The 23,899-nt window shown below is 63.7% G+C and carries 17 protein-coding genes, 6 tRNA genes and 3 rRNA genes; 20 read left to right on the top strand and 6 right to left on the bottom strand.

Going from position 1 to position 23,899, the window contains the following annotated elements:
• The first annotated feature begins 8 nt into the window (after positions 1-8).
• A complete protein-coding gene (locus NHL60_RS17595) occupies positions 9-680 on the top strand; it encodes a metal-dependent hydrolase (protein WP_253446437.1) in 672 nt (223 codons plus the stop codon).
• On the opposite strand, the gene NHL60_RS17590 is transcribed toward NHL60_RS17595, so the two are convergent.
• From NHL60_RS17590 to NHL60_RS17580, 3 genes are read right to left on the bottom strand one after another with little or no spacing between them, the layout of a single operon-like run.
• A complete protein-coding gene (locus tag NHL60_RS17590) occupies positions 656-2,038 on the bottom strand; it encodes a sigma-54 dependent transcriptional regulator (protein WP_253446435.1) in 1,383 nt (460 codons plus the stop codon). The genes NHL60_RS17595 and NHL60_RS17590 overlap by 25 nt on opposite strands.
• Complete coding sequence (locus NHL60_RS17585; RefSeq protein ID WP_253446432.1) at positions 2,031-3,935, bottom strand: ATP-binding protein; 1,905 nt, start codon at positions 3,933-3,935, stop codon at positions 2,031-2,033. The genes NHL60_RS17590 and NHL60_RS17585 overlap by 8 nt, the downstream gene beginning before the upstream one ends.
• Positions 3,932-4,717: a GntR family transcriptional regulator gene (locus tag NHL60_RS17580; RefSeq protein ID WP_253446430.1), complete on the bottom strand. Its 786-nt coding sequence runs from the start codon at positions 4,715-4,717 to the stop codon at positions 3,932-3,934. The genes NHL60_RS17585 and NHL60_RS17580 overlap by 4 nt, the downstream gene beginning before the upstream one ends.
• A 360-nt stretch (positions 4,718-5,077) precedes the next feature.
• Between NHL60_RS17580 and lldD the strand changes: the two genes are divergently transcribed.
• The 7 genes from lldD to rrf all read left to right on the top strand — a co-directional run bounded on the left by lldD (position 5,078) and on the right by rrf (position 15,058).
• Positions 5,078-6,235, top strand: a complete 1,158-nt coding sequence (gene lldD / locus NHL60_RS17575; protein WP_253446427.1) for an FMN-dependent L-lactate dehydrogenase LldD — start codon at positions 5,078-5,080, stop codon at positions 6,233-6,235.
• Positions 6,236-6,307: 72 nt separating this feature from the next.
• Positions 6,308-9,160, top strand: a complete 2,853-nt coding sequence (locus tag NHL60_RS17570) for an FAD-binding and (Fe-S)-binding domain-containing protein (RefSeq protein WP_253446424.1) — start codon at positions 6,308-6,310, stop codon at positions 9,158-9,160.
• A 587-nt stretch (positions 9,161-9,747) separates the two neighbouring features.
• Positions 9,748-11,286: ribosomal RNA gene (locus NHL60_RS17565) — 16S ribosomal RNA — on the top strand.
• Positions 11,287-11,384: 98 nt separating this feature from the next.
• Positions 11,385-11,461: transfer RNA gene (locus NHL60_RS17560), tRNA-Ile, on the top strand.
• A 6-nt stretch (positions 11,462-11,467) separates the two neighbouring features.
• Positions 11,468-11,543, top strand: a tRNA-Ala gene (locus NHL60_RS17555).
• A 331-nt stretch (positions 11,544-11,874) separates the two neighbouring features.
• Positions 11,875-14,863 (top strand): 23S ribosomal RNA (locus NHL60_RS17550).
• A 79-nt stretch (positions 14,864-14,942) separates the two neighbouring features.
• Positions 14,943-15,058, top strand: a 5S ribosomal RNA gene (rrf, locus tag NHL60_RS17545).
• The 16S, 23S and 5S rRNA genes sit together here with 2 tRNA genes alongside, the layout of an rRNA operon.
• A gap of 204 nt (positions 15,059-15,262) precedes the next feature.
• Here rrf and NHL60_RS17540 read toward each other — a convergent pair.
• The 3 genes from NHL60_RS17540 to NHL60_RS17530 all read right to left on the bottom strand — a co-directional run bounded on the left by NHL60_RS17540 (position 15,263) and on the right by NHL60_RS17530 (position 17,570).
• Entirely contained in the window at positions 15,263-16,792 is a 1,530-nt protein-coding gene (locus tag NHL60_RS17540) for an IS66 family transposase (protein WP_253446421.1), read from the bottom strand.
• An 80-nt stretch (positions 16,793-16,872) separates the two neighbouring features.
• A complete protein-coding gene (gene tnpB / locus NHL60_RS17535; RefSeq protein WP_253446418.1) occupies positions 16,873-17,208 on the bottom strand; it encodes an IS66 family insertion sequence element accessory protein TnpB in 336 nt (111 codons plus the stop codon).
• The gene (locus NHL60_RS17530) at positions 17,205-17,570 is read right to left on the bottom strand and encodes a transposase (RefSeq protein ID WP_253446415.1); all 366 of its coding nucleotides are present in this window, start codon (positions 17,568-17,570) and stop codon (positions 17,205-17,207) included. Before NHL60_RS17530 ends, tnpB begins: the two co-directional genes overlap by 4 nt.
• A 349-nt stretch (positions 17,571-17,919) precedes the next feature.
• Here NHL60_RS17530 and NHL60_RS17525 point away from each other — a divergent pair, with 349 nt between their 5' ends.
• The 12 genes from NHL60_RS17525 (at position 17,920) to rplL (ending at position 23,816) form a co-directional block, all read left to right on the top strand.
• Positions 17,920-18,903, top strand: coding sequence for a biotin--[acetyl-CoA-carboxylase] ligase (locus NHL60_RS17525; protein ID WP_253446413.1), 984 nt, complete (start codon positions 17,920-17,922; stop codon positions 18,901-18,903).
• Positions 18,900-19,739: a type III pantothenate kinase gene (locus NHL60_RS17520; RefSeq protein ID WP_253446410.1), complete on the top strand. Its 840-nt coding sequence runs from the start codon at positions 18,900-18,902 to the stop codon at positions 19,737-19,739. The genes NHL60_RS17525 and NHL60_RS17520 overlap by 4 nt, the downstream gene beginning before the upstream one ends.
• A 118-nt stretch (positions 19,740-19,857) precedes the next feature.
• Positions 19,858-19,941 (top strand) — tRNA-Tyr (locus tag NHL60_RS17515).
• A gap of 45 nt (positions 19,942-19,986) precedes the next feature.
• Positions 19,987-20,060: transfer RNA gene (locus NHL60_RS17510), tRNA-Gly, on the top strand.
• A 23-nt stretch (positions 20,061-20,083) separates the two neighbouring features.
• Positions 20,084-20,158: transfer RNA gene (locus tag NHL60_RS17505), tRNA-Thr, on the top strand.
• Between the two features lie 142 nt (positions 20,159-20,300).
• Positions 20,301-20,376 (top strand) — tRNA-Trp (locus NHL60_RS17500).
• A 71-nt stretch (positions 20,377-20,447) separates the two neighbouring features.
• Complete coding sequence (gene secE / locus NHL60_RS17495) at positions 20,448-20,816, top strand: preprotein translocase subunit SecE (protein ID WP_253446407.1); 369 nt, start codon at positions 20,448-20,450, stop codon at positions 20,814-20,816.
• 8 nt (positions 20,817-20,824) lie between these two features.
• Positions 20,825-21,358 (top strand): transcription termination/antitermination protein NusG, encoded by a 534-nt coding sequence (nusG, locus tag NHL60_RS17490; RefSeq protein ID WP_253446404.1) that lies wholly within the window; start codon positions 20,825-20,827, stop codon positions 21,356-21,358.
• A 90-nt stretch (positions 21,359-21,448) separates the two neighbouring features.
• Positions 21,449-21,880, top strand: coding sequence for a 50S ribosomal protein L11 (gene rplK / locus NHL60_RS17485; protein WP_016419070.1), 432 nt, complete (start codon positions 21,449-21,451; stop codon positions 21,878-21,880).
• Between the two features lie 2 nt (positions 21,881-21,882).
• On the top strand, positions 21,883-22,575 hold the full coding sequence (gene rplA, locus NHL60_RS17480) for a 50S ribosomal protein L1 (protein WP_253446401.1): 693 nt from the start codon (positions 21,883-21,885) through the stop codon (positions 22,573-22,575).
• Between the two features lie 273 nt (positions 22,576-22,848).
• Positions 22,849-23,355, top strand: coding sequence for a 50S ribosomal protein L10 (gene rplJ, locus NHL60_RS17475; protein WP_253446398.1), 507 nt, complete (start codon positions 22,849-22,851; stop codon positions 23,353-23,355).
• An 89-nt stretch (positions 23,356-23,444) separates the two neighbouring features.
• Positions 23,445-23,816, top strand: a complete 372-nt coding sequence (rplL, locus tag NHL60_RS17470) for a 50S ribosomal protein L7/L12 (RefSeq protein ID WP_253446395.1) — start codon at positions 23,445-23,447, stop codon at positions 23,814-23,816.
• The last annotated feature ends 83 nt before the right edge of the window (positions 23,817-23,899 follow it).

Here is a 23,899-nt window from a genome sequence, read left to right as displayed (position 1 = left end):
GCCCCGGCATGGCCGATTTTCGCACCCATCTTGGCGTGGCCGCCGCCGGCGGCGCCGTGGCCGCCCATGGCGGCTGGCAGGCGGGCCTGTGGACGGCCTGGGAGGCCCTGCCGGTGCTGGCGCTGGTGACCTTCGGGGGCATCCTGCCCGATATCGACGCCGACCGTTCCAAGGCCATCCGGCTGATCTTCAACCTGCTGGCGGTGCCGGCGGTGGTGGCCGGAGCCCTGCTGCTGCAGGGGCGGCTCGATACCGGTGGCCTGCTGCTAGCCTGCGGCGCCATCTATCTCGGCGTTCGCTATCTGGGCGCAAGGCTGTTCTCGCGCTTTACCGTGCACCGCGGCCTCTGGCACTCGCTGCTGGCGGCCGGGCTCTGTGGCCTGGTGACTGCAGCGCTCAGCCATCGGCTGTTTGCCCAGCCCGATACCCTGGCCTGGGCCCACGGGGTGGCGGTGACCCTGGGCTTCGTGATCCATCTGGCGCTGGATGAGCTCTACAGCGTCGACCTCACCGGGGCGCGCATCAAACGCTCCTTCGGCACGGCCCTCAAGCCCTTCGACTGGCGCTCCCCGGGCAACTCTCTGGTGATGCTGCTGGCGGCGGTCAACCTTCTGCCCTGGCTGCCTCCGCTGGCGCCGCTGTGGAGCCTGCTGGCTCAGGGCGCGGCGCTCTGGCGGTAGTCCTCGGCCTTGAGGCCGTACTTCTTCAGCTTGTCGTAGAGGGTCTTGCGCGGCAGGCCCAGCCCCTCGGCCACTTCGGTGACCCGGCCGCGATGGCGCGCCAGCGCCTGGTCGATCAGGCTCTTCTCGAACAGCTCCACCTGCTGGGGTAGCGGAAGCTCGCCGGCCTCGCTCTCGGCGCCCTCCAGCAGCGCCTCCAGGCGGTAGTCGAAGGCGGCGCCCAGCAGCACGTAGCGCTCCGCCAGGTTGCGCAGCTCGCGAACGTTGCCCGGCCAGTCGTGGGCCAGCAGGGCGCTGATGCCGGCGGCGTCCAGGGGCGGCGCTTCCAGGCCGCTGCGGTTGGCGGCGACCACTGCAAAGTGCTGGAAGAGCAGTGGAATGTCCTCGCGGCGCTCGCGCAGGGGCGGAATGGGCAGGGTGACCACGTTGAGCCGGTAGTAGAGATCCTCGCGGAATTCCCCGGCCTCGGCGGCGGCCTTGAGGTCCACCTTGGTGGCGGCGATCACGCGAATATCCAGGGGAATCGGCACATTGGCGCCCAGTCGCTCCACGCTGCGCTCCTGCAGTACCCGCAGCAGCTTGACCTGCAGTGACAGGGGCATCGACTCGATCTCGTCCAGGAACACCGTGCCGCCGCTGGCGTGCTCGAACTTGCCGATGCGCCGCTCCACGGCGCCGGTGAAGGCGCCCTTCTCGTGGCCGAACAGCTCCGACTCGATGGTGCTCTCGGGCACCGCGCCGCAGTTGATGGCCACGAAGGGGTGGCTGGCGCGCTGGCTGCGTTCGTGGATGGCTCGGGCGACCAGGTCCTTGCCGGCGCCGGTTTCGCCGTAGAGCAGCACGTCGGCATCCACCTGACTGATGCGCTGCACCATGGCGGCGAGGCGCTGGATGGCCGGGGTGCGCCCCACCAGCCGCGGGCCGAGGGCTGACTGCTGGGCCTCCAGCTCGGCCTTGAGCGCGCGGTTCTCCAGGCTCAGGCGGCGTTTCTCGACGCCGCGCCGCACTACCTCCACCAGGCGCTCGGCGGCGAAGGGCTTCTCGAGGAAGTCCCAGGCGCCTTCGCGCATCGCCTCCACCGCCGTGGAGATGTCGCCGTGACCGGTAATCAGGATCACCGGCAGGTCGGGATCCCGCTGGCGCACCTCGCGCAGCAGCGCCATGCCGTCCATGCCGGGCATGCGGATATCGCTGACCACCACGCCGGGAAAGTCCGGGGCCAGGGCGGCGAGCGCCTCTTCGGCGCCGGAGTAGGGCGCGGGTGCGTAGCCGGCCAGCTCCAGGGTCTGGCCGGCGGTGATCCGCAGGTGGGGTTCATCGTCGATGATCATCACCGGGATAGCCGCCGGATCATGCATGGGGAAGAGTCTCCTGGTGGGTGGTGGCTCCGCCGGGGGATGGGATGGCGTGTCGGGGCAGGCGGATGGTGAAGCGGGCTCCCCCTTCGGGGCAGTTGGCGGCGGTCAGGCTGCCGCCCAGGTCATCGATGATGCGCGAGGAGATCGACAGGCCGAGTCCGAGGCCCTTGCCGGTGGGCTTGGTGGTGAAGAAGGGTTCGAAGATCTGGCCCAGGTGCTCGATGGGGATGCCGGGCCCGCTGTCGGCCACGCTCATCACGACCTGATCGCCCTGGGTGTCGATGGTGAGCTCCAGGCGCGGGGCGGCGGTGCCGGCCATGGCCTGGAGGGCGTTGCCGATCAGGTTGACGAGTACCTGTTCGAGGCGGACCAGGTCGGCGCGTACCCAGACGGCCTGCTCGGGCCAGCGGCGGACCACCTCCACGCCGGTTTCCCGCAGCCGAGCCTGGAAGAGGCGCAGGGCATAGTCGAAGCAGGCCTCGGGGGAGACCGCGGTGAGGGTTTCGCCGCTCTTGCGCGAGAACTGGCGCAGCTGGGCGCTGATCTCCGACATCCGGGCGGTCAGCTCGACGATCTGCTCGAGGTTGAGGTCGGCGCTCTCCAGGCGCTGGCGCGCCAGGAAGGTGCGAGCGTTCTCCGCATAGGCGCGGATGGCGGCCAGGGGCTGGTTGAGCTCGTGGTTGATGCCGGCGGCGAGCTGTCCGAGCATCGCCAGCTTGGCGGCCTGGATCAGCTCGTCGCGGGTCTGGCGCAGGCTCTCCTCGGCGCGCTTGCGCTCCTCGATCTCGCCGGATAGCCGGCGGTTGGTCTCCACCAGGTCGCGCGTCCGGTGGGCAACGCTGCGTTCCAGCTCGTCCCTGGCCCGTGCCAGGGTCTGGCGCTCGCGTTCGGCGAACTGCTCGCGCTCCCGGCGCAGGCGCAGGCGCTGCCAGCCGATGCCGCCGCCCAGCAGCACGATGCCGTAGAGGCCGCCGGCCAGCAGGGCCGAGACCCACTGGGCCTGCAGCACCGGGTTCAGCGGCTTGAGGATATGCATCTGCCAGCCGAACTCGGTCATGGGACGGGTGACGCTGAGGTAGCGGGGGCCGGCCAGGGGGCCATCAGTGAAGCGAACCAAGCGGCTGTATGCGCCGCGGTGCTCGAGCACCTCGACGCCGGAGTGGGTCAGCGGCTCGTCGGCATAGCGGCGGGTGGCCAGCAGCGCCTGACGCTCCTCCTCGGAGAGGGGGTGGAGGGAGGTCATGCGCAGCTCCGCCCGGCTGGCCATGAAGATGATGTCGTCCTCGTCGGTGACCAGCAGCTCGGCGTCCTGGTCGGCCCAGCTCTCCTCCACGGCGTCGAGCAGCACCTTGACCACCATGACCCCGTCGGGGCTGGAGTCGGGCTGGGTGTCATCGAGCCAGACCGGCGACGAGAAGTAGTAGCCGCGCTCCAGGGACTGCACGCCCAGGCCGTAGAAGCGCCCCTGGCCCCCGGCGATGGCGTCGGTGTAGTAGCTGCGGAAGGCATAGTTCTGGCCGATGAAGGTGTTGGGGCGGTGCCAGTTGCTGGCGGCCAGGGTGTCGGCGTGGCGGTCGAGCAGGTAGACGTCTGAGACGTCGGCGGTGGCCCGGAAGCGGTCCAGCAGCAGGTTGAGCGGCATGGCGTCCTGGGCATGTGGCGAGGAGAGAAAGCGCTGGACCCCCTCCCGGGAGGCGAGCAGCCGCGGCAGGTAGTCGTGACGTGAGAGGTGGCCGGTCAGCCCCGCCGCGGAGAGGCGTAGCTCGTTCTCGGCGTCCTGCTGCAGGGTCTGCAGGGCCTGGTCACGGGCCACCAGGGCGGACTGCCACATGACCAGGGCCAGCCCCAGGGGGGCTGCCAGCAGCAGCAGGGTTCGCCAGCTGGGCGCTACCCTCACGAGGCGGCTTCCCGGCGCGGTGCCGGCATTGCCTGGGCGCGCCGCAGGGCACGCTGGGCGCGGGTCTCGGCGCGGGCCAGCTCCAGCAGGCCCTCCTCCACGTAGACCAGGTGCTCGTGGGCCCGGTCCCGGGCGTCCTCGGCGCGCCCCTCGAGGATGGCGTCCAGCAGAGCGCGGTGCTGGGTCATCAGCTGGCCGCGAGCCTCTTCCTTCTCGAACAGGTGGGCCAGGTTGTCGACGATGCTCCTCTCCAGCAGGTGGAAGATGCCCCGAATGGTGTGCAGCAGCAGGACGTTGTGGGCGGCCTCGGCGATGGCCAGGTGGAAGGCGGCGTCGGCCTTGGCCTCCCGGGCCGGGTCCTTGCCCTGGAAGCAGGCGTCGAGCTCCTCGAAGCGCTTGATCAGCAGCGCCCTGTCGGTGGGCGTTGAGCGCAGCGCCGCATAGTAGGCGGAGAGGCCTTCCATGGCGTCGCGGAACTCCAGCAGGTCCAGGTGGAACTCTCCGTGGCGAGAGAGCATCTCCAGGATGGGGTCGCTATAGCCGCTGGTCAGCGCCTCCGAGATAAAGGTGCCGCCCCCCTGACGGCTCACCAGGAGGTTGCGCGCCGACAGCTTCTGGATCGCCTCGCGCAGGGAGGGCCGGGAGACCCCGAACTGCTCGGCCAGCTCGCGCTCGGGGGGCAGGCGCTGCCCGGGCTTGAGGCTGCCCTCGAGGATCATCGCCTCGAGGCGCTCGGTGATCACATCGGCAAGGCGTGGTTGGCGAACAGGTTGATAAACCATCGGTGCTCCCTGGAAGGTCTTCGAGTCGCTTAATTGGTATTACCAATAATGGCGTGCTTCCCGCTTCAGTGCAATGCAGCAATGGCGTGAAAAATTGATTTTATATCAGCGATTTATCTGGGGTTTTTGTTGGCTAATACCAAAGTATAGGGGTATTGGGCGGTAAATTCCTCGCCGCGATTTGACACTGTGCGAGCCTCTCCATAATGTGGCTTTCTCCATTTCGGTAATTTGGTTTTACCAATTTGTATCGCCGCTCTGCGCACCTTTCGGCCACTCCGCTGCCTCCTGCCGAACGCCGGCGGGGCCATCACCGGCGATGCTGCCTTAATAGCGCAACAACCGCACACAGAGTCCGCCATGATCATTTCCGCCCCCACAGACTACCGCCAGGCTGCACGGCGTCGCCTGCCACCCTTTCTTTTTCACTATGCCGACGGGGGCGCCTACGCCGAGCATACCCTGCGGCACAACGTCGAGGACCTTGCCGGTATCGCACTGCGCCAGCGCGTATTGAAGGATATGTCAACGCTGTCGCTTGGCACTGAGCTGTTTGGTGAATCGCTTGCTATGCCGGTGGCGCTGGCGCCGGTGGGCCTGACCGGCATGTACGCCAGGCGTGGCGAGGTTCAGGCGGCACGCGCCGCGGCCAGCAAGGGGATTCCGTTCACTCTCTCGACGGTGTCGGTGTGCCCCATCGACGAGGTGGCCGCAGCGATCGACCGCCCCATCTGGTTCCAGCTGTATGTGCTCAAGGACCGGGGGTTCATGAAGCACGTTCTGGAAAAGGCGAAGGCCGCCGGCGTGAAGACGCTGGTCTTCACTGTTGATATGCCGGTGCCCGGAGCGCGCTACCGCGACGCCCATTCCGGCATGAGCGGCAAGCACGGCGCGATTCGGCGCATGCTCCAGGCTGCCGCTCACCCCCTCTGGGCCTGGGACGTGGGCCTTCACGGTCGCCCCCATGATCTGGGCAACGTGTCGGACTATCGCGGCAAGCCCACGGAGCTCGAGGACTACATTGCCTGGCTGGGCGACAACTTCGACCCTTCCATTTCCTGGCAAGACCTGGAGTGGATTCGCGAGTTCTGGGACGGCCCGATGATCATCAAGGGGGTACTCGATGCCGAGGACGCCCGCGATGCGGTTCGCTTCGGCGCTGACGGCATTGTGGTCTCCAATCATGGCGGTCGTCAGCTCGATGGCGTGCCCTCGACCGCGCGCGCCCTGCCTGCCATTGCCGATGCCGTGAAGGGGGATATTGCCCTTCTGGCCGATTCGGGCTTGCGCAACGGTCTCGACGTGGTGCGCATGGTGGCCATGGGGGCCGATACCGTGCTGCTGGGGCGCGCCTTTATCTATGCGCTTGCCGCTGCCGGCGAGTCTGGTGTGGTCCATCTGCTTGAGCTGTTCGAGAAGGAGATGCGCGTTGCCATGACGCTGACCGGCGCGCGCACCATCGCCGACCTCGGCCCTGACTCCCTGGTCGCGAGTGCCGCCGAAGCGCTGGCCGAGTGACGGCATCGGACGAATGACACCGCTGGGCTACCTCCTGGCGCTGCCTCCCACCTCTGCTGACCGGGAATCTCCATGGATACTGCCTACAAGCAACTGCTCGAGGCCCTGCGCGGTGTGCTCCCCGCGCAGCGGCTGATCGATGACCCGCTGCGCACCCTGGCCTATGGCACCGATGCCAGCTTCTATCGGCTGATTCCCAAGCTGGTGGTGCGCCCCGAGAGCGAGGCGGAGCTGCAGCGGACGCTGGCCGAGTGCCGTGCGCGGGGGATCCCGGTGACCTTCCGGGCCGCCGGCACCTCGCTCTCCGGCCAGGCGGTGACCGACTCGGTGCTGATCCAGCTCGGCCGCGGCTGGCGCGGCCACGAGATCCTCGACGAGGGGCGTGTGATCCGCCTGCAGCCCGGAGTGATCGGTGCCCGGGCCAACCAGCTGCTGGCGCCCTTCGGGCGCAAGATCGGCCCGGATCCGGCCTCCATCAACAGCTGCATGATCGGCGGCATCGCCGCCAACAACGCCTCGGGCATGTGCTGCGGCACCGCCCAGAACAGCTATCGCACGCTGCGCGACCTGCGCGTGATCCTGGCCGACGGCACCCTGCTGGATACCGCCGACCCGGCCAGCCGCGAGGCCTTCCGGCGCTCCCATGCCGGACTGATCGAGGGGCTGGAGCGCCTCTCCGCCGAGACCCGCGCCAATGAGGCGCTCGCCGAGAAAATCCGCCACAAGTACCGCCTCAAGAACACCACCGGCTATGCCCTCAACAGCCTGGTCGACTTCGAGGATGGCATCGAGATCCTCAAGCACCTGATGATCGGCTCCGAGGGCACCCTGGGCTTTCTCAGCGCCATCACCTACGACAGCGTGGTGGACGAGCCCTGCAAGGCGGCGGCGCTGGCCTTCTTCCCCGACATGGCCACCACCTGTCGGGCCACTATCGCCCTCAAGCCCTCGCCGGTCTCCGCCGTGGAGCTGATGGATCGCGCCGCCCTGCGCTCGGTGCAAGACAAGCCCGGCATGCCCGAGGCCCTGCGCACCCTGCCGGACGGGGCGGCGGCGCTGCTGATCGACGTGCGCGGCCATGACGAGGAGGAGCTGGCGGCGCGCATGGCAGAGGTGCAGGCGAGCCTGGAGGGTATCCGCACCCTGGAACCGGTCACCTTCACCCGCGAGCCGGCCACCTACGAGCTGTACTGGAAGATTCGCAAGGGGCTCTTCCCGGCGGTCGGCGCGGTGCGCGAGACCGGCACCACGGTGATCATCGAGGACGTGGCCTTTCCCATCGAACGCCTCGACGAGGGGGTGCTGGCGCTGACCGATGTCTTCCATCGCCACGGCTATGCGGAGACGATTCTTTTCGGCCACGCCCTGGAGGGCAACCTGCACTTCGTCTTTCCCCAGGGGTTCGAGAAGCCCGGCGAGGTGGAGCGCTACCAGGCGCTAATGGACGAGGTCGCCCAGCTGGTGGGCGTCGAGTACGGCGGCTCTCTCAAGGCCGAGCACGGCACCGGGCGCAACATGGCTCCCTATGTGGAGCTCGAGTGGGGCGCCGACGCCTACGCCCTGATGTGGGAGATCAAGGCGCTGTTCGACCCGGAGAACCTGCTCAATCCCGAGGTGATCCTGAGTCGCAACCCCACCCTGCATCTGGAAAACCTGAAGCCGCTGCCGGCGGCTCACGAGATCGTCGACAAGTGCATCGAGTGCGGCTTCTGCGAGCATGTCTGCCCCTCGAAGGACCTCAGCCTGACGCCGCGTCAGCGCATCGTCATCGCCCGCGAGATGGCTCGCCTGGAGGCGCTAGGCGGTGCGGCCGGCAGCGAGGAGGCCGAGCGCCTGGCGAGGCTGCGGGTCGACGGCGGCTATGCCGTTGATGAGACCTGCGCCGCGGATGGCCTCTGCGCCACCCAGTGTCCGGTGGGCATCAATACCGGCGACCTGGTGCGCGAACTTCGCCATGAGCGCCTGGCGAGTCGGGCCGGCCTGGCCCATCGTGTGGGACGTCACTTCTCCGGGGCGACCCGCGTAGCGCGAGGGGCCCTGAACGTCGCCAGTACGGTCAACCGGGTGCTCGGCGACGACCTGATGGAGAAGGTCAGCGGTAGTGCGCGCCGCCTCAGCGGAGAGCGCCTTCCCCAGTGGACCCCGGCGCTACCCCAGGCCGCACCGGTCAGGGTGCTCGGTCAGGCGTCCTCGGCGCCGGGCCGGGACAGGGTCGTCTACCTGCCCAGCTGTGCTACTCGGGTATTCGGCGCCAGTCGACAGGATCGCGAGGAGAGGCGCTCCGCCATGGAGATCACCCTGTCGCTGCTGGAGAAGGCGGGCTTCGAGGTGACCATTCCCGAGGGTGTCGACCGGCTCTGCTGCGGCATGGCCTTCAACTCCAAGGGGCAGTTCGAGGAGGCGGCTCGCAAGGCAGGGGAGCTGAATCGCGAACTGCTGGTGGCAAGCGAGAACGGGCGCTTTCCGATCCTGATGGACACCAGCCCCTGCGTGCTGCACCTGCAGTCACGCCTGGATAAGCGCCTGGCGATCAGCGAACCGGTGGCCTTTGCCCATGACCACCTGCTGCCGCGCCTCACCCTCTCTCCGCTGGACGAGCGGGTCGCGGTGCATGTGACCTGTTCGAGCACCCATATGGGCCTCGGTGAGAAGATGGTGGCCCTGGCTCGCGCCTGCGCCCGGGAGGTGGTGGTGCCTGCCGAGATCACCTGCTGCGGCTTCGCCGGCGACAAGGGATTCGCGACGCCGGAACTGAACGCCTCGGCGCTGGCGGGGCTTGCCGGGCAGGTGGAGGCGTGCAGCGCGGGCTACTCCAATTCGCGTACCTGCGAGATCGGGTTGGCGCAGCATGGCGGCATTCCCTACCGCTCGATTCTCTCGCTGCTGGATCGGGCCAGCCAGCCTGCGGGAGAGGCTGCAAACTAGAGAAGAGCCCTTCCTGAAACTTTTTTACCGGAAGGGCTTGCAGGGCCCCGGGGAAAACCGTAAAGTACGCATCCGCTGCCGGTGACCAGCAAGGTTGCAGGCGGTAACAGGTGGCAGAAGTGATTGATCTGTCTGAGTTTTTTGAAACGCTTCGAAAAACTTTCAGTTGACAATCGCCGTAGATTCGCTAGAATGTGCGCCACTGGATTCGCAGTCGCCTCGGCAGGATGGGGCGGGCAGTCAGCAGAAGTCGGTCGGGATGCAGCGCATCGCCAACCACCGCTTGACACGCTGAAGCGAATCGGTAGAATACGCCTTCCTCGCGGGGCGCTGACGACAGGCGAAGAGTTCAAGAGAGCCTGCTCCGGTCGGCAGCACAGCGAGACGCTTCACTCCACAGGGTTCGCCCGAGAGTTCGAAGCCGCTCTTTAACAATCGATCAGGTAATTCATGTGGGCGCTTGTCGATGAGTTCGGTGACCAGTCACAGAGCCATCAAGGCAAGCGACTCGTCAAGACCTCCGGGTCTTTTGAGAAACGTTTGAACCTTGAGCCAAGTTTGGTGCACTTAATGCACTATATGATCTTAAACTGAAGAGTTTGATCATGGCTCAGATTGAACGCTGGCGGCAGGCCTAACACATGCAAGTCGAGCGGAAACGATGGAAGCTTGCTTCCAGGCGTCGAGCGGCGGACGGGTGAGTAATGCATGGGAATCTGCCCGATAGTGGGGGATAACCTGGGGAAACCCAGGCTAATACCGCATACGTCCTACGGGAGAAAGCAGGGGATCTTCGGACCTTGCGCTATCGGATGAGCCCATGTCGGATTAGCTTGTTGGTGAGGTAATGGCTCACCAAGGCGACGATCCGTAGCTGGTCTGAGAGGATGATCAGCCACATCGGGACTGAGACACGGCCCGAACTCCTACGGGAGGCAGCAGTGGGGAATATTGGACAATGGGCGAAAGCCTGATCCAGCCATGCCGCGTGTGTGAAGAAGGCCCTCGGGTTGTAAAGCACTTTCAGTGGGGAAGAAAGCCTTGGGATTAATACTCCCGAGGAAGGACATCACCCACAGAAGAAGCACCGGCTAACTCCGTGCCAGCAGCCGCGGTAATACGGAGGGTGCGAGCGTTAATCGGAATTACTGGGCGTAAAGCGCGCGTAGGCGGTCTGATAAGCCGGTTGTGAAAGCCCCGGGCTCAACCTGGGAACGGCATCCGGAACTGTCAGGCTAGAGTGCAGGAGAGGAAGGTAGAATTCCCGGTGTAGCGGTGAAATGCGTAGAGATCGGGAGGAATACCAGTGGCGAAGGCGGCCTTCTGGACTGACACTGACGCTGAGGTGCGAAAGCGTGGGTAGCAAACAGGATTAGATACCCTGGTAGTCCACGCCGTAAACGATGTCGACTAGCCGTTGGGGTCCTTGAGACCTTTGTGGCGCAGTTAACGCGATAAGTCGACCGCCTGGGGAGTACGGCCGCAAGGTTAAAACTCAAATGAATTGACGGGGGCCCGCACAAGCGGTGGAGCATGTGGTTTAATTCGATGCAACGCGAAGAACCTTACCTACCCTTGACATCGAGAGAACTTGGCAGAGATGCCTTGGTGCCTTCGGGAACTCTCAGACAGGTGCTGCATGGCTGTCGTCAGCTCGTGTTGTGAAATGTTGGGTTAAGTCCCGTAACGAGCGCAACCCTTGTCCTTATTTGCCAGCGCGTAATGGCGGGAACTCTAAGGAGACTGCCGGTGACAAACCGGAGGAAGGTGGGGACGACGTCAAGTCATCATGGCCCTTACGGGTAGGGCTACACACGTGCTACAATGGACGGTACAAAGGGTTGCAAAGCCGCGAGGTGGAGCTAATCCCATAAAGCTGTTCTCAGTCCGGATCGGAGTCTGCAACTCGACTCCGTGAAGTCGGAATCGCTAGTAATCGTGAATCAGAATGTCACGGTGAATACGTTCCCGGGCCTTGTACACACCGCCCGTCACACCATGGGAGTGGACTGCACCAGAAGTGGTTAGCCTAACTTCGGAGGGCGATCACCACGGTGTGGTTCATGACTGGGGTGAAGTCGTAACAAGGTAGCCGTAGGGGAACCTGCGGCTGGATCACCTCCTTATCGACGACGTCACCGACTCGCGACAAGTGCTCACAATGAATTACCTGATCGACCAGAGCAAAAGACTGTTTGGGTCGCGGACCCAGTGGTTGGAAGCCGGGTCTGTAGCTCAGTTGGTTAGAGCGCACCCCTGATAAGGGTGAGGTCGGCAGTTCAAATCTGCCCAGACCCACCATTTAGCGGGGCCTTAGCTCAGCTGGGAGAGCGCCTGCCTTGCACGCAGGAGGTCAGCGGTTCGATCCCGCTAGGCTCCACCAATTTCCTCTCGGGGAACTTGGTCATGGCTCAGCTGGGAGAGCGCTTGCCGGCACCAGGAGGTCGCGCCAGGGTCGCGTTCGACTTCGATCCCGCTTGGCTCCACCATCGTCTCCCCTACAGCAGTCTTACCTGATCGGATCTGCAGTCATAAGCCAGCATCGCAGCAAAAGATGTCAGGTTTATGACTGTCGATTGACAGTCGCTCTTTAACAATGTGAATCATGCTGACAAACGTTCCTTCTGGAGTGATCCAGAAGAAACAAGTGATACGTCTCAAGCGTATCCGGCAATGTCGTACGTTATCGCAGACCAGACCCTTTGGGGTTATATGGTCAAGCGATTAAGCGCACACGGTGGATGCCTAGGCAGCCAGAGGCGATGAAAGACGTGGAAGCCTGCGATAAGGCTCGGCGAGGTGGCAAACAACCTGTGACCCGGGCATCTCTGAATGGGGAAACCCACCCAGCACAAGCTGGGTATCCCGCACTGAATACATAGGTGTCGGGAGGCGAACCAGGGGAACTGAAACATCTAAGTACCCTGAGGAAAAGAAATCAACCGAGATTCCCCCAGTAGCGGCGAGCGAACGGGGACCAGCCCTTAAGCATGTGACTGATTAGGCGAACGCGCTGGGAAGCGCGGCCATAGTGGGTGATAGCCCCGTAGTCGAAAATCTGATCATGTGAAATCGAGTAGGTCGGGGCACGTGAAACCTTGACTGAACATGGGGGGACCATCCTCCAAGGCTAAATACTCCTGGCTGACCGATAGTGAACCAGTACCGTGAGGGAAAGGCGAAAAGAACCCCGGAGAGGGGAGTGAAATAGATCCTGAAACCGTGTGCGTACAAGCAGTGGGAGCAGACTCGTTCTGTGACCGCGTACCTTTTGTATAATGGGTCAGCGACTTATTTTCAGTGGCGAGCTTAACCGTATAGGGGAGGCGTAGGGAAACCGAGTCTTAACTGGGCGACCAGTCGCTGGGAATAGACCCGAAACCGGGCGATCTATCCATGAGCAGGTTGAAGGTTGAGTAACATCAACTGGAGGACCGAACCAGGATCTGTTGAAAAAGATTTGGATGACTTGTGGATCGGAGTGAAAGGCTAATCAAGCCCGGAGATAGCTGGTTCTCCTCGAAAGCTATTTAGGTAGCGCCTCACGTATCACCGCCGGGGGTAGAGCACTGTTTCGGCTAGGGGGTCATCCCGACTTACCAACCCGAGGCAAACTCCGAATACCGGTGAGTGCAAGCGTGGGAGACACACAGCGGGTGCTAACGTCCGTTGTGAAAAGGGAAACAACCCAGACCGTCAGCTAAGGTCCCCAAATCCTGGTTAAGTGGGAAACGATGTGGGAAGGCTCAGACAGCTAGGAGGTTGGCTTAGAAGCAGCCATCCTTTAAAGAAAGCGTAATAGCTCACTAGTCGAGTCGGCCTGCGCGGAAGATGTAACGGGGCTCAAACCAGGTACCGAAGCTACGGGTGTGCCTGCATCACTTAAGGCTATTCGATTAACGTCGCGAAGCGACGTTCAAGCGCTCCCCGAACGTTGAGTTGGGTGGGCGGATCATGATGAGTAGGCTTAAGGATGCAGGCACGCGGTAGAGGAGCGTCGTGTAAGCCGATGAAGGTGAGTCGAGAGGCTTGCTGGAGGTATCACGAGTGCGAATGCTGACATGAGTAACGACAAGGGGAGTGAAAAACTCCCCCGCCGGAAGACCAAGGGTTTCTGTTCGACGCTAATCGGAGCAGAGTGAGTCGGCCCCTAAGGCGAGGCCGAAAGGCGTAGTCGATGGGAAACGGGTCAATATTCCCGTACCTCACTGTATTGCGATGGGGGGACGAAGAAGGCTAGGTGAGCCAGGCGTTGGTTGTCCTGGTGAAAGCCAGTAGGCTGGGATCTCAGGCAAATCCGGGATCCTAAGGCCGAGAGGCGAGACGAACTGACTACGGTCAGGAAGTCATCGATGCCACGCTTCCAGGAAAAGCCTCTAAGCTTCAGATACAGTGAGACCGTACCCCAAACCGACACAGGTGGTCAGGTAGAGAATACCAAGGCGCTTGAGAGAACTCGGGTGAAGGAACTAGGCAAAATGGTGCCGTAACTTCGGGAGAAGGCACGCCGCATTAGTGTGAAGGCCCTCGCGGTCGGAGCACGAAGCGGTCGAAGATACCAGGTGGCTGCAACTGTTTATTAAAAACACAGCACTCTGCAAACGCGTAAGCGGACGTATAGGGTGTGACGCCTGCCCGGTGCCGGAAGGTTAATTGATGGTGTTAGCGCAAGCGAAGCTCCTGATCGAAGCCCCGGTAAACGGCGGCCGTAACTATAACGGTCCTAAGGTAGCGAAATTCCTTGTCGGGTAAGTTCCGACCTGCACGAATGGCGTAATGATGGCCACGCTGTCTCCACCCGAGACTCAGTGAAATTGAAATCGCAGTGAAGATGCTGTGTACCCGCGGCTAGACGGAAAGACCCCGTGAACCTTTACTATAGCTTCACACTGGACGCTGATGTTGCTTGTGTAGGATAGCTGGGAGGCTTTGAAACCCGGACGCCAGTTCGGGTGGAGCCAACCTTGAAATACCAGCCTGGCATCATTGGCGTTCTAACTCAGGTCCGTTATCCGGATCGAGGACCGTGTGTGGTGGGTAGTTTGACTGGGGCGGTCTCCTCCCAAAGCGTAACGGAGGAGCACGAAGGTACCCTCAGCACGGTTGGAAATCGTGCATTGAGTGCAAGAGCATAAGGGTGCTTGACTGCGAGACAGACACGTCGAGCAGGTACGAAAGTAGGTTCTAGTGATCCGGTGGTTCTGTATGGAAGGGCCATCGCTCAACGGATAAAAGGTACTCCGGGGATAACAGGCTGATACCGCCCAAGAGTTCACATCGACGGCGGTGTTTGGCACCTCGATGTCGGCTCATCACATCCTGGGGCTGAAGTCGGTCCCAAGGGTATGGCTGTTCGCCATTTAAAGTGGTACGCGAGCTGGGTTTAGAACGTCGTGAGACAGTTCGGTCCCTATCTGCCGTGGGCGTTGGAAGTTTGAGAAGAGCTGCTCCTAGTACGAGAGGACCGGAGTGGACGCACCTCTGGTGTTCCGGTTGTCACGCCAGTGGCATTGCCGGGTAGCTATGTGCGGACAGGATAACCGCTGAAAGCATCTAAGCGGGAAGCCCCCTTCAAGATGAGACTTCCCTGAGGCCTCGAGCCTCCTGAAGGGCCCAGCGAGACCAGCTGGTTGATAGGTCGGATGTGGAAGCGCTGCAAGGCGTTGAGCTAACCGATACTAATGGCCCGTGAGGCTTGACCATATAACACCCAAGGGGTCTGTCGATAACAGACGACGCCGGGTACGCGAGACGTATCTCAGCATGATTCACACCCTTTTCGCCTGACGACCATAGCGTGCGTGAACCACCTGATCCCATGCCGAACTCAGCAGTGAAACCGCTCAGCGCCGATGGTAGTGTGGGGTCTCCCCATGTGAGAGTAGGTCATCGTCAGGCACTTATACAGAAAAGCCCCGATCATCGTGAGATGGTCGGGGTTTTTCGCATGGCGGCAGCGTGACGAACCAGGGCTCTCCCCATGGACCCGTTTGTCGGGAACAAACGGGAACCGCGTCAGCGGGCCCGTAGGGCGAGTCTCAGGATGAGACGAGTAGAGTCCCGGAGTGCCGTAAGCGACCGGGCATCACCGCTTGTCAGTGATCAGCCGGGTTGTTGCCAGTGGTGGGGCAGGAGTTCGTGGAGTTGGCTGGCCTTCTGGGTCGGCAGCCGTTCCAGCACGTCCTTCAGGTAGGCGTAGGGCTCATGGCCATTCAGCTTGGCGCACTGGATCAGGCTCATGATGTTGGCGGCGCGCTGGCCACTGCGCAGTGATCCGGCGAACAGCCAGTTACTGCGACCCAACGCCCAGGGACGAATCAGGTTCTCGACTCGGTTATTGTCGATCGGCAACCCGCCGTCGTCGAGGTAGCGCGTCAGCGCCGCCCAACGCTTCAGGCTGTAATCCAGCGCTTTCGCTGTCGCCGAGCCGTTCGGCACTTTCTCTCGGTGAGCCAACATCCAGCGTTGCAGCGCGTCGGCGATAGGCCTCGCTCTTGCCTCTCGCAGCCGTTGGCGCTCTTCAGCGCTCAGTGACTGGGCCTCGCGCTCCACTTGGTAGAGCTGACCGATCAGCTCAATGGCCTGACCGGCGATCTGGCTCTTGTCGGCCACGTGCAGATCGACGAACTTGCGCCGGGCGTGGGCCATGCAGCCGATTTCGGTGACGCCGTTGGCGAAGCTCTGCTTGTAGCCGCTGTAGTCGTCGCACACCAGTTTGCCTCGCCAGTCGCCGAGGAAGTTGCGGGCATGCTGACCACCGCGCCCCTCGCTGAAGTCGTAGACCACCGCCTGTAACCCGGCGAAGGGCGTGGTGGCGTAGGCCCAGAGGTAGGCGCGGTGCGTCTTCTTCTTGCCCGGAGCCAGCATCGGCACCGGCGTCTCGTCGGCATGCAGCACCGGCTCGCGGAGCAGCAGGTCACGCAGGGCATCAATCAGCGGCTGGAGCCGCACGCCGCAGATGCCGACCCATTCGGCCAGGGTGGAGCGCGGAATCGCCACGCCGGCGCGGGTAAAGATCTGTGCCTGGCGATAGAGCGGCAGATGATCGGCATATTTGGCGATCAGCACCTGGGCCAGCAGGCCGGCGGTGGGGATGCCCTTGTCGATGATCTGCGCCGGCATCGGCGCCTGGGTCAGCGTCTCGCACTGGTCGCAGACCCACTTGCCACGGATATGCCGCTCGACGTGGAACACGCCCGGCGTGTAGTCGAGCTTCTCGCTGATCTCCTCGCCGATCCGCCGCAGCTGGCAGCCGCAGGCGCAATGTTCGCTCTTCGGGTCATGGTGGATCTCGGTGCGCGGCAGTTCGGGGGGCAAGGGAGCGCGCTTGGGGGCCTTCTTCGCCGCCGGTGCGGGAGACGTCAGCGCCAGGTCTTCCAGCTCGGCCTCAATGGCGGCGATGTCGGCATCCACCACCTCCTCCAGCAGGCTGATCTGCAGGACGTTGAGCTGCTCGCTGCGCTTGCCGAAGGCGTGGCGCTTGAGCAATGCCAATTCATAGGTCAGCTTCTGGTTGACCTGCTCGCGGTGGCGGAGGGCTTTGTCCTTTTCTTCCACCTGAGACATCAGCGTTGCCGCCAGATGGCGGAGCTGATCGGGTGAGAGCTGAGACAGATCGGGCGACGTGGTCATCCGACGAGTATGCCAGCCCGACGCTGACAGCGGGATTAGCGCATCCGCGAATAGCCGGGCCGCCACGTCTGTGCCGCGGATCACACGACGGAGATCACTCCGCCGGCGCCGAGACGCTGCCAGGGCAGGCCTTGAACCAGCGCCGTCACCTGCTCGGGGCAGAGCGCGACGCGATCGCCGTGCCAGTTACCGGCCCAGTGGAACTTGCCCTGGTTCAGGCGCCGGGCGCACAGCCAGACGCCCAGGCCATCGTGAATCAGTACCTTCATGCGGTTGCCGCGCCGGTTGGCGAAGAGATAGGCACAGTGCGGGCGCGCCGCGCCGAACACCTTGACCACGCGGGCCAGGGCCGTGTCCGGGCCGGCGCGCATGTCCAGCGGCTCGATGGCCAGCCAGATCTCGTCGATGCGGATCATCCCAGCAGCCCCTTTAGCCAGTGGGCACACTGGGCCGCCTCGGCGACCGGCCAACGCACGGTGATCGTGCCCTGTGATGAGGGCAGCTCGATGCAGATCTCGCTGGCAGTGGCAGGTGGCGTTGGCAGGTCGGCCGGTGGCGGCACCGGCAGGGGCACAAAATCCGGCACCGCCGGCAGTTGGCTCTGCCGCTTGGCCTTGCGGATCCAGGTCTGGACGAGGTTGGTGTTGAGCCCGTGCTGCAACGCGACCTGGGCAATTGAAGCGTCGCCCTCCAGGCAGGCCGCGACGATCTTGGCCTTGAACGACGGGGCGTAGCGACGGCGGCGACGGATCTCACGTTCGGTGCTTGGGGATGTCATGAATAGGTGCCCATCTATTGTTACGTGGGCACCTAATGTCGCTGGCCAGAGGGTTCCGCGGAAGGCGTGTTCACCGGCCCGTTACGGAGTGCCGGCCCCCGGAGCCCGGCGCGATCATCGTCAGGCACTTATACCGAGAAAACCCCGGGCATTCAGTTGCTCGGGGTTTTTTCATGTGCGCCATTTCCGTTCGCCGTTTTCTCAGACACCCCAGTCCTCAGTGGCTGGGGTGTCGTCGTTATGGGGCGAGGTGCATCAGGAGGCGGCGCCTGGTATGAGGTCGCTTTGAAAGTTTTCGGTGAGGCACCCCATCCGCTAGAATGAGTCCTTTCCCGTCAGAGAGCGACGCATGACCATCGGAGACCTGATTCGCTTGCTGAGCGATGGCGAGTTCCACTCCGGCGAGCAGCTGGGTGAGCGGCTTGGCGTATCGCGGGCTGCCGTCTGGAAGCAGCTGCGCAAGCTGGAGGCGCTGGGGATCGCCATGGAGGCGGTGAAAGGGCAGGGCTATCGCCTGGCCGAGCCGCTGGAGCTCCTGGACGGTGGTCGTATCGTGGCAGGCCTCTCGCGGGAGGCCCGAAGCTACCTCTCCCGGCTCTTCGTGGAGGAGACCCTGCCCTCGTCCAATGCCTTTATGCGCGAACGCTTCGAGCAGGGCGCCGGCCATGCCGAGGTCTGCCTGGTGGAGCAGCAGACCGCCGGCCGCGGCCGGCGTGGGCGCGCCTGGAATACGCCCTGGGGGCAGAGCCTCATGCTGTCGCTGGGCTGGCGGGTCGAGTCAGGCGTTGCCTCCCTGGAGGGGCTCAGCCTCGCCGTGGGGGTGGCCCTTGCCCAGGTCCTGGAAGGCCATGGCGTCGAGCCGCGGCTCAAGTGGCCCAATGACGTGCTGCTCGAGCTGCCTGAGGGCGGGCTTGGCAAGCTGGCCGGGATCCTGGTGGAGGTCTCCGGCGACGCCGCAGGGCCCTGTGAGGTGGTCATCGGCATGGGGATCAACGTGGGCCTCCCCCCGGGGTTCCGGAAGGGGCTGGATCAGCCGGCAGCGGCGGTCCACGACCAGGCCCCCGGGCTCTCCCGCAATGACCTTGCCGTGGAGCTGATCGAAGCGCTGATGCCCCTGGTGGCGCACTTCGAGGAGCAGGGGTTTGCCGCCTGGCAGGAGGCCTGGAACGCACGACACGCCTTTGCCGGATACGACGTGGATATCCTGCGCGGTGAGCGCCGTGAGCCGGCAGTCGCTGAGGGGGTGGATGCCACGGGCAACCTGCTGGTTCGTCGGGAGGGGTGCCTGGAGCGCCTGGCCGGCGGCGAGATAAGCCTGCGGGTTCGCCCATGATCCTGGACCTCGATATCGGCAACACCCTCACCAAGTGGCGGCTCAAGGATGCCGACAGCAGCGAGATTCGCTCCCGGGGCGCGGTCTGGACCCGGGAGGAGTGGCGCCCGGGCTCCGATATTCCCGATCTCGATATCGTGGAAGCGGTGCGCATCTCCAGCGTGGCGCGTCGGGCGGTGCTGGAGGAGACGGTGGCCCTGCTGCAGCGTCAGGTTGGCAACGTGCATGTGGCGCGCTCCACGCCCGAGGCCCTGGGGGTCGCCAACGGCTACGAGGAGCCGGAGCGGCTCGGCGTCGATCGCTGGCTCGGAGCCCTGGCCGGCTACCAGCTGGCCGGCGGCTGCTGCGCGGTGGACTGTGGGAGCGCCATTACTATCGACTTCGTGCTGCCGGGTGGGCGCCACCTGGGGGGCTATATCCTGCCGGGCCTGAGGCTGATGAAGGAGAGCCTCAAGCTCGGCACCCGCAACGTGGCGATCGATCCCGACAGCGAGGCCGAGGAGCTCCTGGCGCCGGGCAGGCGCACGGTGGAGGCGGTCAACCACGGCATCTACATGGCCGCGGTCAGCGCCATCAACCGCGTCTATGCCGAAGTGTGCGATATGGAAGGGGTGGCCCTGCCGCTGCTGCTGACCGGCGGTGATGCCCGGGTCGTCTCTCGGGGGCTCCAGGTGCCCCATGCCGTCTGGCCGGACATGGTCTATGGCGGCCTGGAGGCCTGTTTCCCGCTGACCGCCGCCGAGCGCGCCGGTCGGATGTCGGGGGCTCCGCGGGTGCCACCCCCGGTTTCGCTGGAAAAGATTCGGGCAGGGCTTGCATTCTCCATGCTGCTTTGACACAATGCGCCGCGTTCCAAGGGGAAGCGAAGGGCGCTGTCCAAGCTTCCTTGTCGAGAAAGCTGAGAAAACAGCATCTTGACACCGAGGAGTGAGGTGGTAAGATGTGCCACCAGTTGGAGGGGTTCCCGAGTGGCCAAAGGGAGCAGACTGTAAATCTGCCGCGAAAGCTTCGAAGGTTCGAATCCTTCCCCCTCCACCAGATTTCGCCAGATCCCGTCTGGGGTCAGGTAGCAAGAGTGGGTAGGCGGGCATAGTTCAATGGTAGAACCTCAGCCTTCCAAGCTGATGGTGCGGGTTCGATTCCCGCTGCCCGCTCCAGCATCTCGCGATGCAAAGGTTATGCTCATGTAGCTCAGGGGTAGAGCACACCCTTGGTAAGGGTGAGGTCGACGGTTCAAATCCGTCCATGAGCTCCACATTGAAAAGGCGAGCTAAGGCTCGCCTTTTCTCTTTCCGGCAGCGATTGTGCGGAAAGGGGTTGCCAGGCGGAGCTCGATTCGCTAACATGGCGCCCGCTGTTATGAAGCCGCCTGCAAAGGGTGGTCGCAAGGCAGATACAGGCCAGTAGCTCAATTGGCAGAGCAGCGGTCTCCAAAACCGCAGGTTGGGGGTTCGATTCCCTCCTGGCCTGCCAGTCTTCCCCAGGCTGGCGAGTCCCCAGATGTTTTCACGTTTCGATTGCCGCGCCCTGAGGAGTCTCGTTCCATGAAACATAACGCCGAGGTGCAGGAGTCGCGCCACGACGGGCTCAAGTGGGCGGTTGTCGTCACTCTGCTGGTTCTGGCCGTCGTCGGCAATACCTGGTTCGCCGATCAGGCCCTGCTCTACCGTGTGCTGGGCGTCGTTGTGCTGTGCGCGCTGGCCGGCGTGGTGGCCCTGACCACCGCCAAGGGCCGCGAGCTGGCCGAGCTGGCCCGCGCCGCCAAGAAGGAAATTCAGCGCGTGGTCTGGCCGACCCGCCCCGAGACCGTACAGACCACCGGCATCGTGCTGGTGGCCGTGCTGGTCGTGGGTCTGATGCTGTGGCTGATCGACACTCTTCTTGGCTGGGCGATGTCCGGCGTCATTGGTTAGGAGCCCTCATGTCCAAGCGTTGGTACGTCGTGCACGCCTACTCCGGCTTCGAGAAGCATGTCATGCGCTCCCTCAAGGAGCGCGTGAAGATGTATGGCATGGAGGATCGCTTCGGCGAGATCCTGGTGCCGACCGAAGAAGTCGTCGAGATGCGTGACGGCAAGCGCCGCAAGAGTGAGCGCAAGTTCTATCCCGGCTATGTGCTGGTCGAGATGGAGATGGATGACGAGACCTGGCACCTGGTCAACGAGACACCCCGCGTGATGGGGTTCATCGGTGGTACCAAGGAGAAGCCGGCCGCGATCACCCAGAAGGAAGCGGACGCTATCCTGCGCCGCGTCCAGGACGGCACCGACAAGCCCCGCCCCAAGACGCTGTTCGAGCCGGGCCAGTCCGTTCGCGTCATCGATGGCCCCTTCGCCGACTTCAACGGCGTGGTGGAAGAGGTCAACTACGACAAGAGTCGCCTCCAGGTCAGCGTGCTGATCTTCGGTCGTGCCACTCCTGTCGAGCTGGAATTCGCACAGGTCGAGAAGGAGTAACCCTTCTCGTCCTGTCATCTGCAAGGCGGTCGCTGAGGCGGCCGCATCACCGGGGAGCCGCAAGGCGCTACTACCCAACTGGAGTCCAATATGGCCAAGAAAGTACAGGCTTACATCAAGCTGCAGGTCGCAGCTGGCAAAGCCAACCCGAGTCCCCCCGTCGGCCCCGCCCTGGGTCAGCACGGCGTGAACATCATGGAGTTCTGCAAGGCGTTCAACGCCGCGACCCAGGAGATCGAGCCGGGTCTGCCCACTCCCGTGGTGATTACCGTCTATTCCGACCGCAGCTTCACCTTCGTCACCAAGACCCCGCCCGCCGCGGTCCTGCTGAAGAAGGCCGCTGGCATCAAGTCCGGCTCCGGTGAGCCGAACAAGAAGAAGGTTGGCACCGTGACCCGCGAGCAGCTCGAAGAGATCGCCAAGACCAAGGAGCCGGATCTGACGGCTGCCGATCTCGACGCCGCTGTGCGTACCATTGCCGGTAGCGCCCGCAGCATGGGCCTGAACGTGGAGGGTCTCTGATCATGGCCAAGCTGACCAAGCGTGCAAAACTGATTCGTGAGAAGGTCGATCCGACCAAGGCCTACTCCCTGGAAGAGGCCGTGGCGCTGCTCGCCGAGCTCTCCACCGTCAAGTTCAAGGAGTCGCTGGACGTCGCCATCAACCTGGGCGTCGATCCGCGTAAATCCGACCAGGTGGTTCGCGGCGCAACCGTGATGCCCAACGGTACCGGCAAAGACGTGCGCGTTGCCGTCTTTACCCAGGGTGCCAATGCCGATGCGGCCAAGGAAGCCGGTGCCGATATCGTCGGCATGGAAGACCTGGCCGAGCAGGTCAAGAAGGGCCAGCTCGACTTCGACGTGGTCATCGCCTCGCCGGACGCCATGCGCGTCGTCGGCCAGCTGGGCCAGATTCTCGGCCCGCGCGGCCTGATGCCGAACCCCAAGGTCGGCACCGTGACCCCGGACGTGGCCACTGCGGTCAAGAACGCCAAGGCCGGTCAGGTGCGCTTCCGTACCGACAAGAACGGCATCATCCACACCACCCTTGGCAAGGTCGACTTCGATGCTGCCGCCATCCAGGGCAACCTGGAGGCGCTGATCGCCGACCTGAAGCGCCTGAAGCCGAGCGCCTCCAAGGGCATCTACTTCAAGAAGGTCACCCTGTCCACTACCATGGGCCCGGGTCTGACCCTCGACCACTCTGCCCTGGTCTGATCGGGCAGCGGTCGAACGATTGCAAGAACTTTGCGGTCCCCGTGTCGAGTCATGACTCGCCGGCGGGGCACCGTCAAAGACCGCAGGTGCCGCCCCTCCTCGTGAAGGGCGGCTTAATCATCCCTCCGGGATGGCCTGCGCAGATGGTGTGGCCGCCAGGCTTCTGGTGAGCACCATCACCCAGGACCTCCGCCCTGTCCCCGGGCAGGCGCGGAGGAGATGGTAACCACCGGAATCCTCATTGCGAGGTTCCGGCACGAAGGAGTGATCACTGTGCCACTAGCACTCGAAGGCAAGAAGGCGATTGTTGCCGAGGTCAGTGAAGCGGCCAAGGATGCGCTCTCCGTCGTAGTTGCCGATTCTCGTGGCGTCACGGTCAGCAAGATGACCGACCTGCGCAAGCAGGCCCGCGAGAATGGCGTCCAGCTGCGTGTTGTTCGCAACACCCTGGCACGCCGCGCCCTCGAAGGCACTCAGTGGGAGTGTCTGAACGAGAGCTTCGTGGGTCCGACCCTGCTGGCCTTCTCCACCGAGCACCCGGGCGCTGCCGCCCGTCTGTTCAAGGAGTTCGCCAAGACAGAGAAGGACTTCGAAGTCAAGGCGCTGGCCTACGAAGGCGAGCTGATCCCGGCTGCCGATATCGACCGCCTGGCGACCCTGCCGACCTACGACGAGGCCATCGCCAAGCTGATGTCCGTCATGAAGGAAGCGTCTGCCGGCAAGCTGGTCCGTACCCTGGCCGCCCTGCGCGACCAGAAGCAGGAAGAAGAAGCCGCCTGATCGGCGAACTCCTGCTGGCCGCCTGAATCGAACATTGAATCCCGAGTCGACGGGCTACCGCGACTCCCGCAAAGTTAGGAATTGTGACAATGGCACTGACCAAAGAAGACATCATCAACGCCGTCGCCGACATGTCCGTCATGGAAGTGGTCGAGCTGATCGAAGCGATGGAAGAGAAGTTCGGCGTCTCTGCTGCCGCCGCCGTGATGGCCGGCCCGGCTGCCGGCGCTGAAGCCGCTGCCGAAGAGCAGACCGAGTTCGACCTGGTGCTGACCAGCGCCGGTGACAAGAAGGTCAACGTCATCAAGGTGGTCCGCGAGATCACTGGCCTGGGCCTGAAGGAAGCCAAGGGTGCCGTCGACGGCGCGCCGGCGACCATCAAGGAAGCCATGTCCAAGGAAGACGCAGAAGCGGCCAAGGCCAAGCTGGAAGAAGCCGGCGCAGGCGTGGAACTCAAGTAAGACTTGGGCTCCATGGCTTCACGCGCTGCGTAAGCTTCCACGGCTGGTGGCGGGACACCCGCTGCCGGCCTTTTTCTGTTGTC

The sequence above is a fragment of the Halomonas sp. Y3 genome, assembly GCF_024137965.1.
Classification (GTDB): Bacteria; Pseudomonadota; Gammaproteobacteria; order Pseudomonadales; family Halomonadaceae; genus Halomonas; species Halomonas mongoliensis.
The sequence above is the reverse complement of the archived record's forward strand: the minus strand, read 5'-3'. Positions and strand labels throughout refer to the sequence as shown.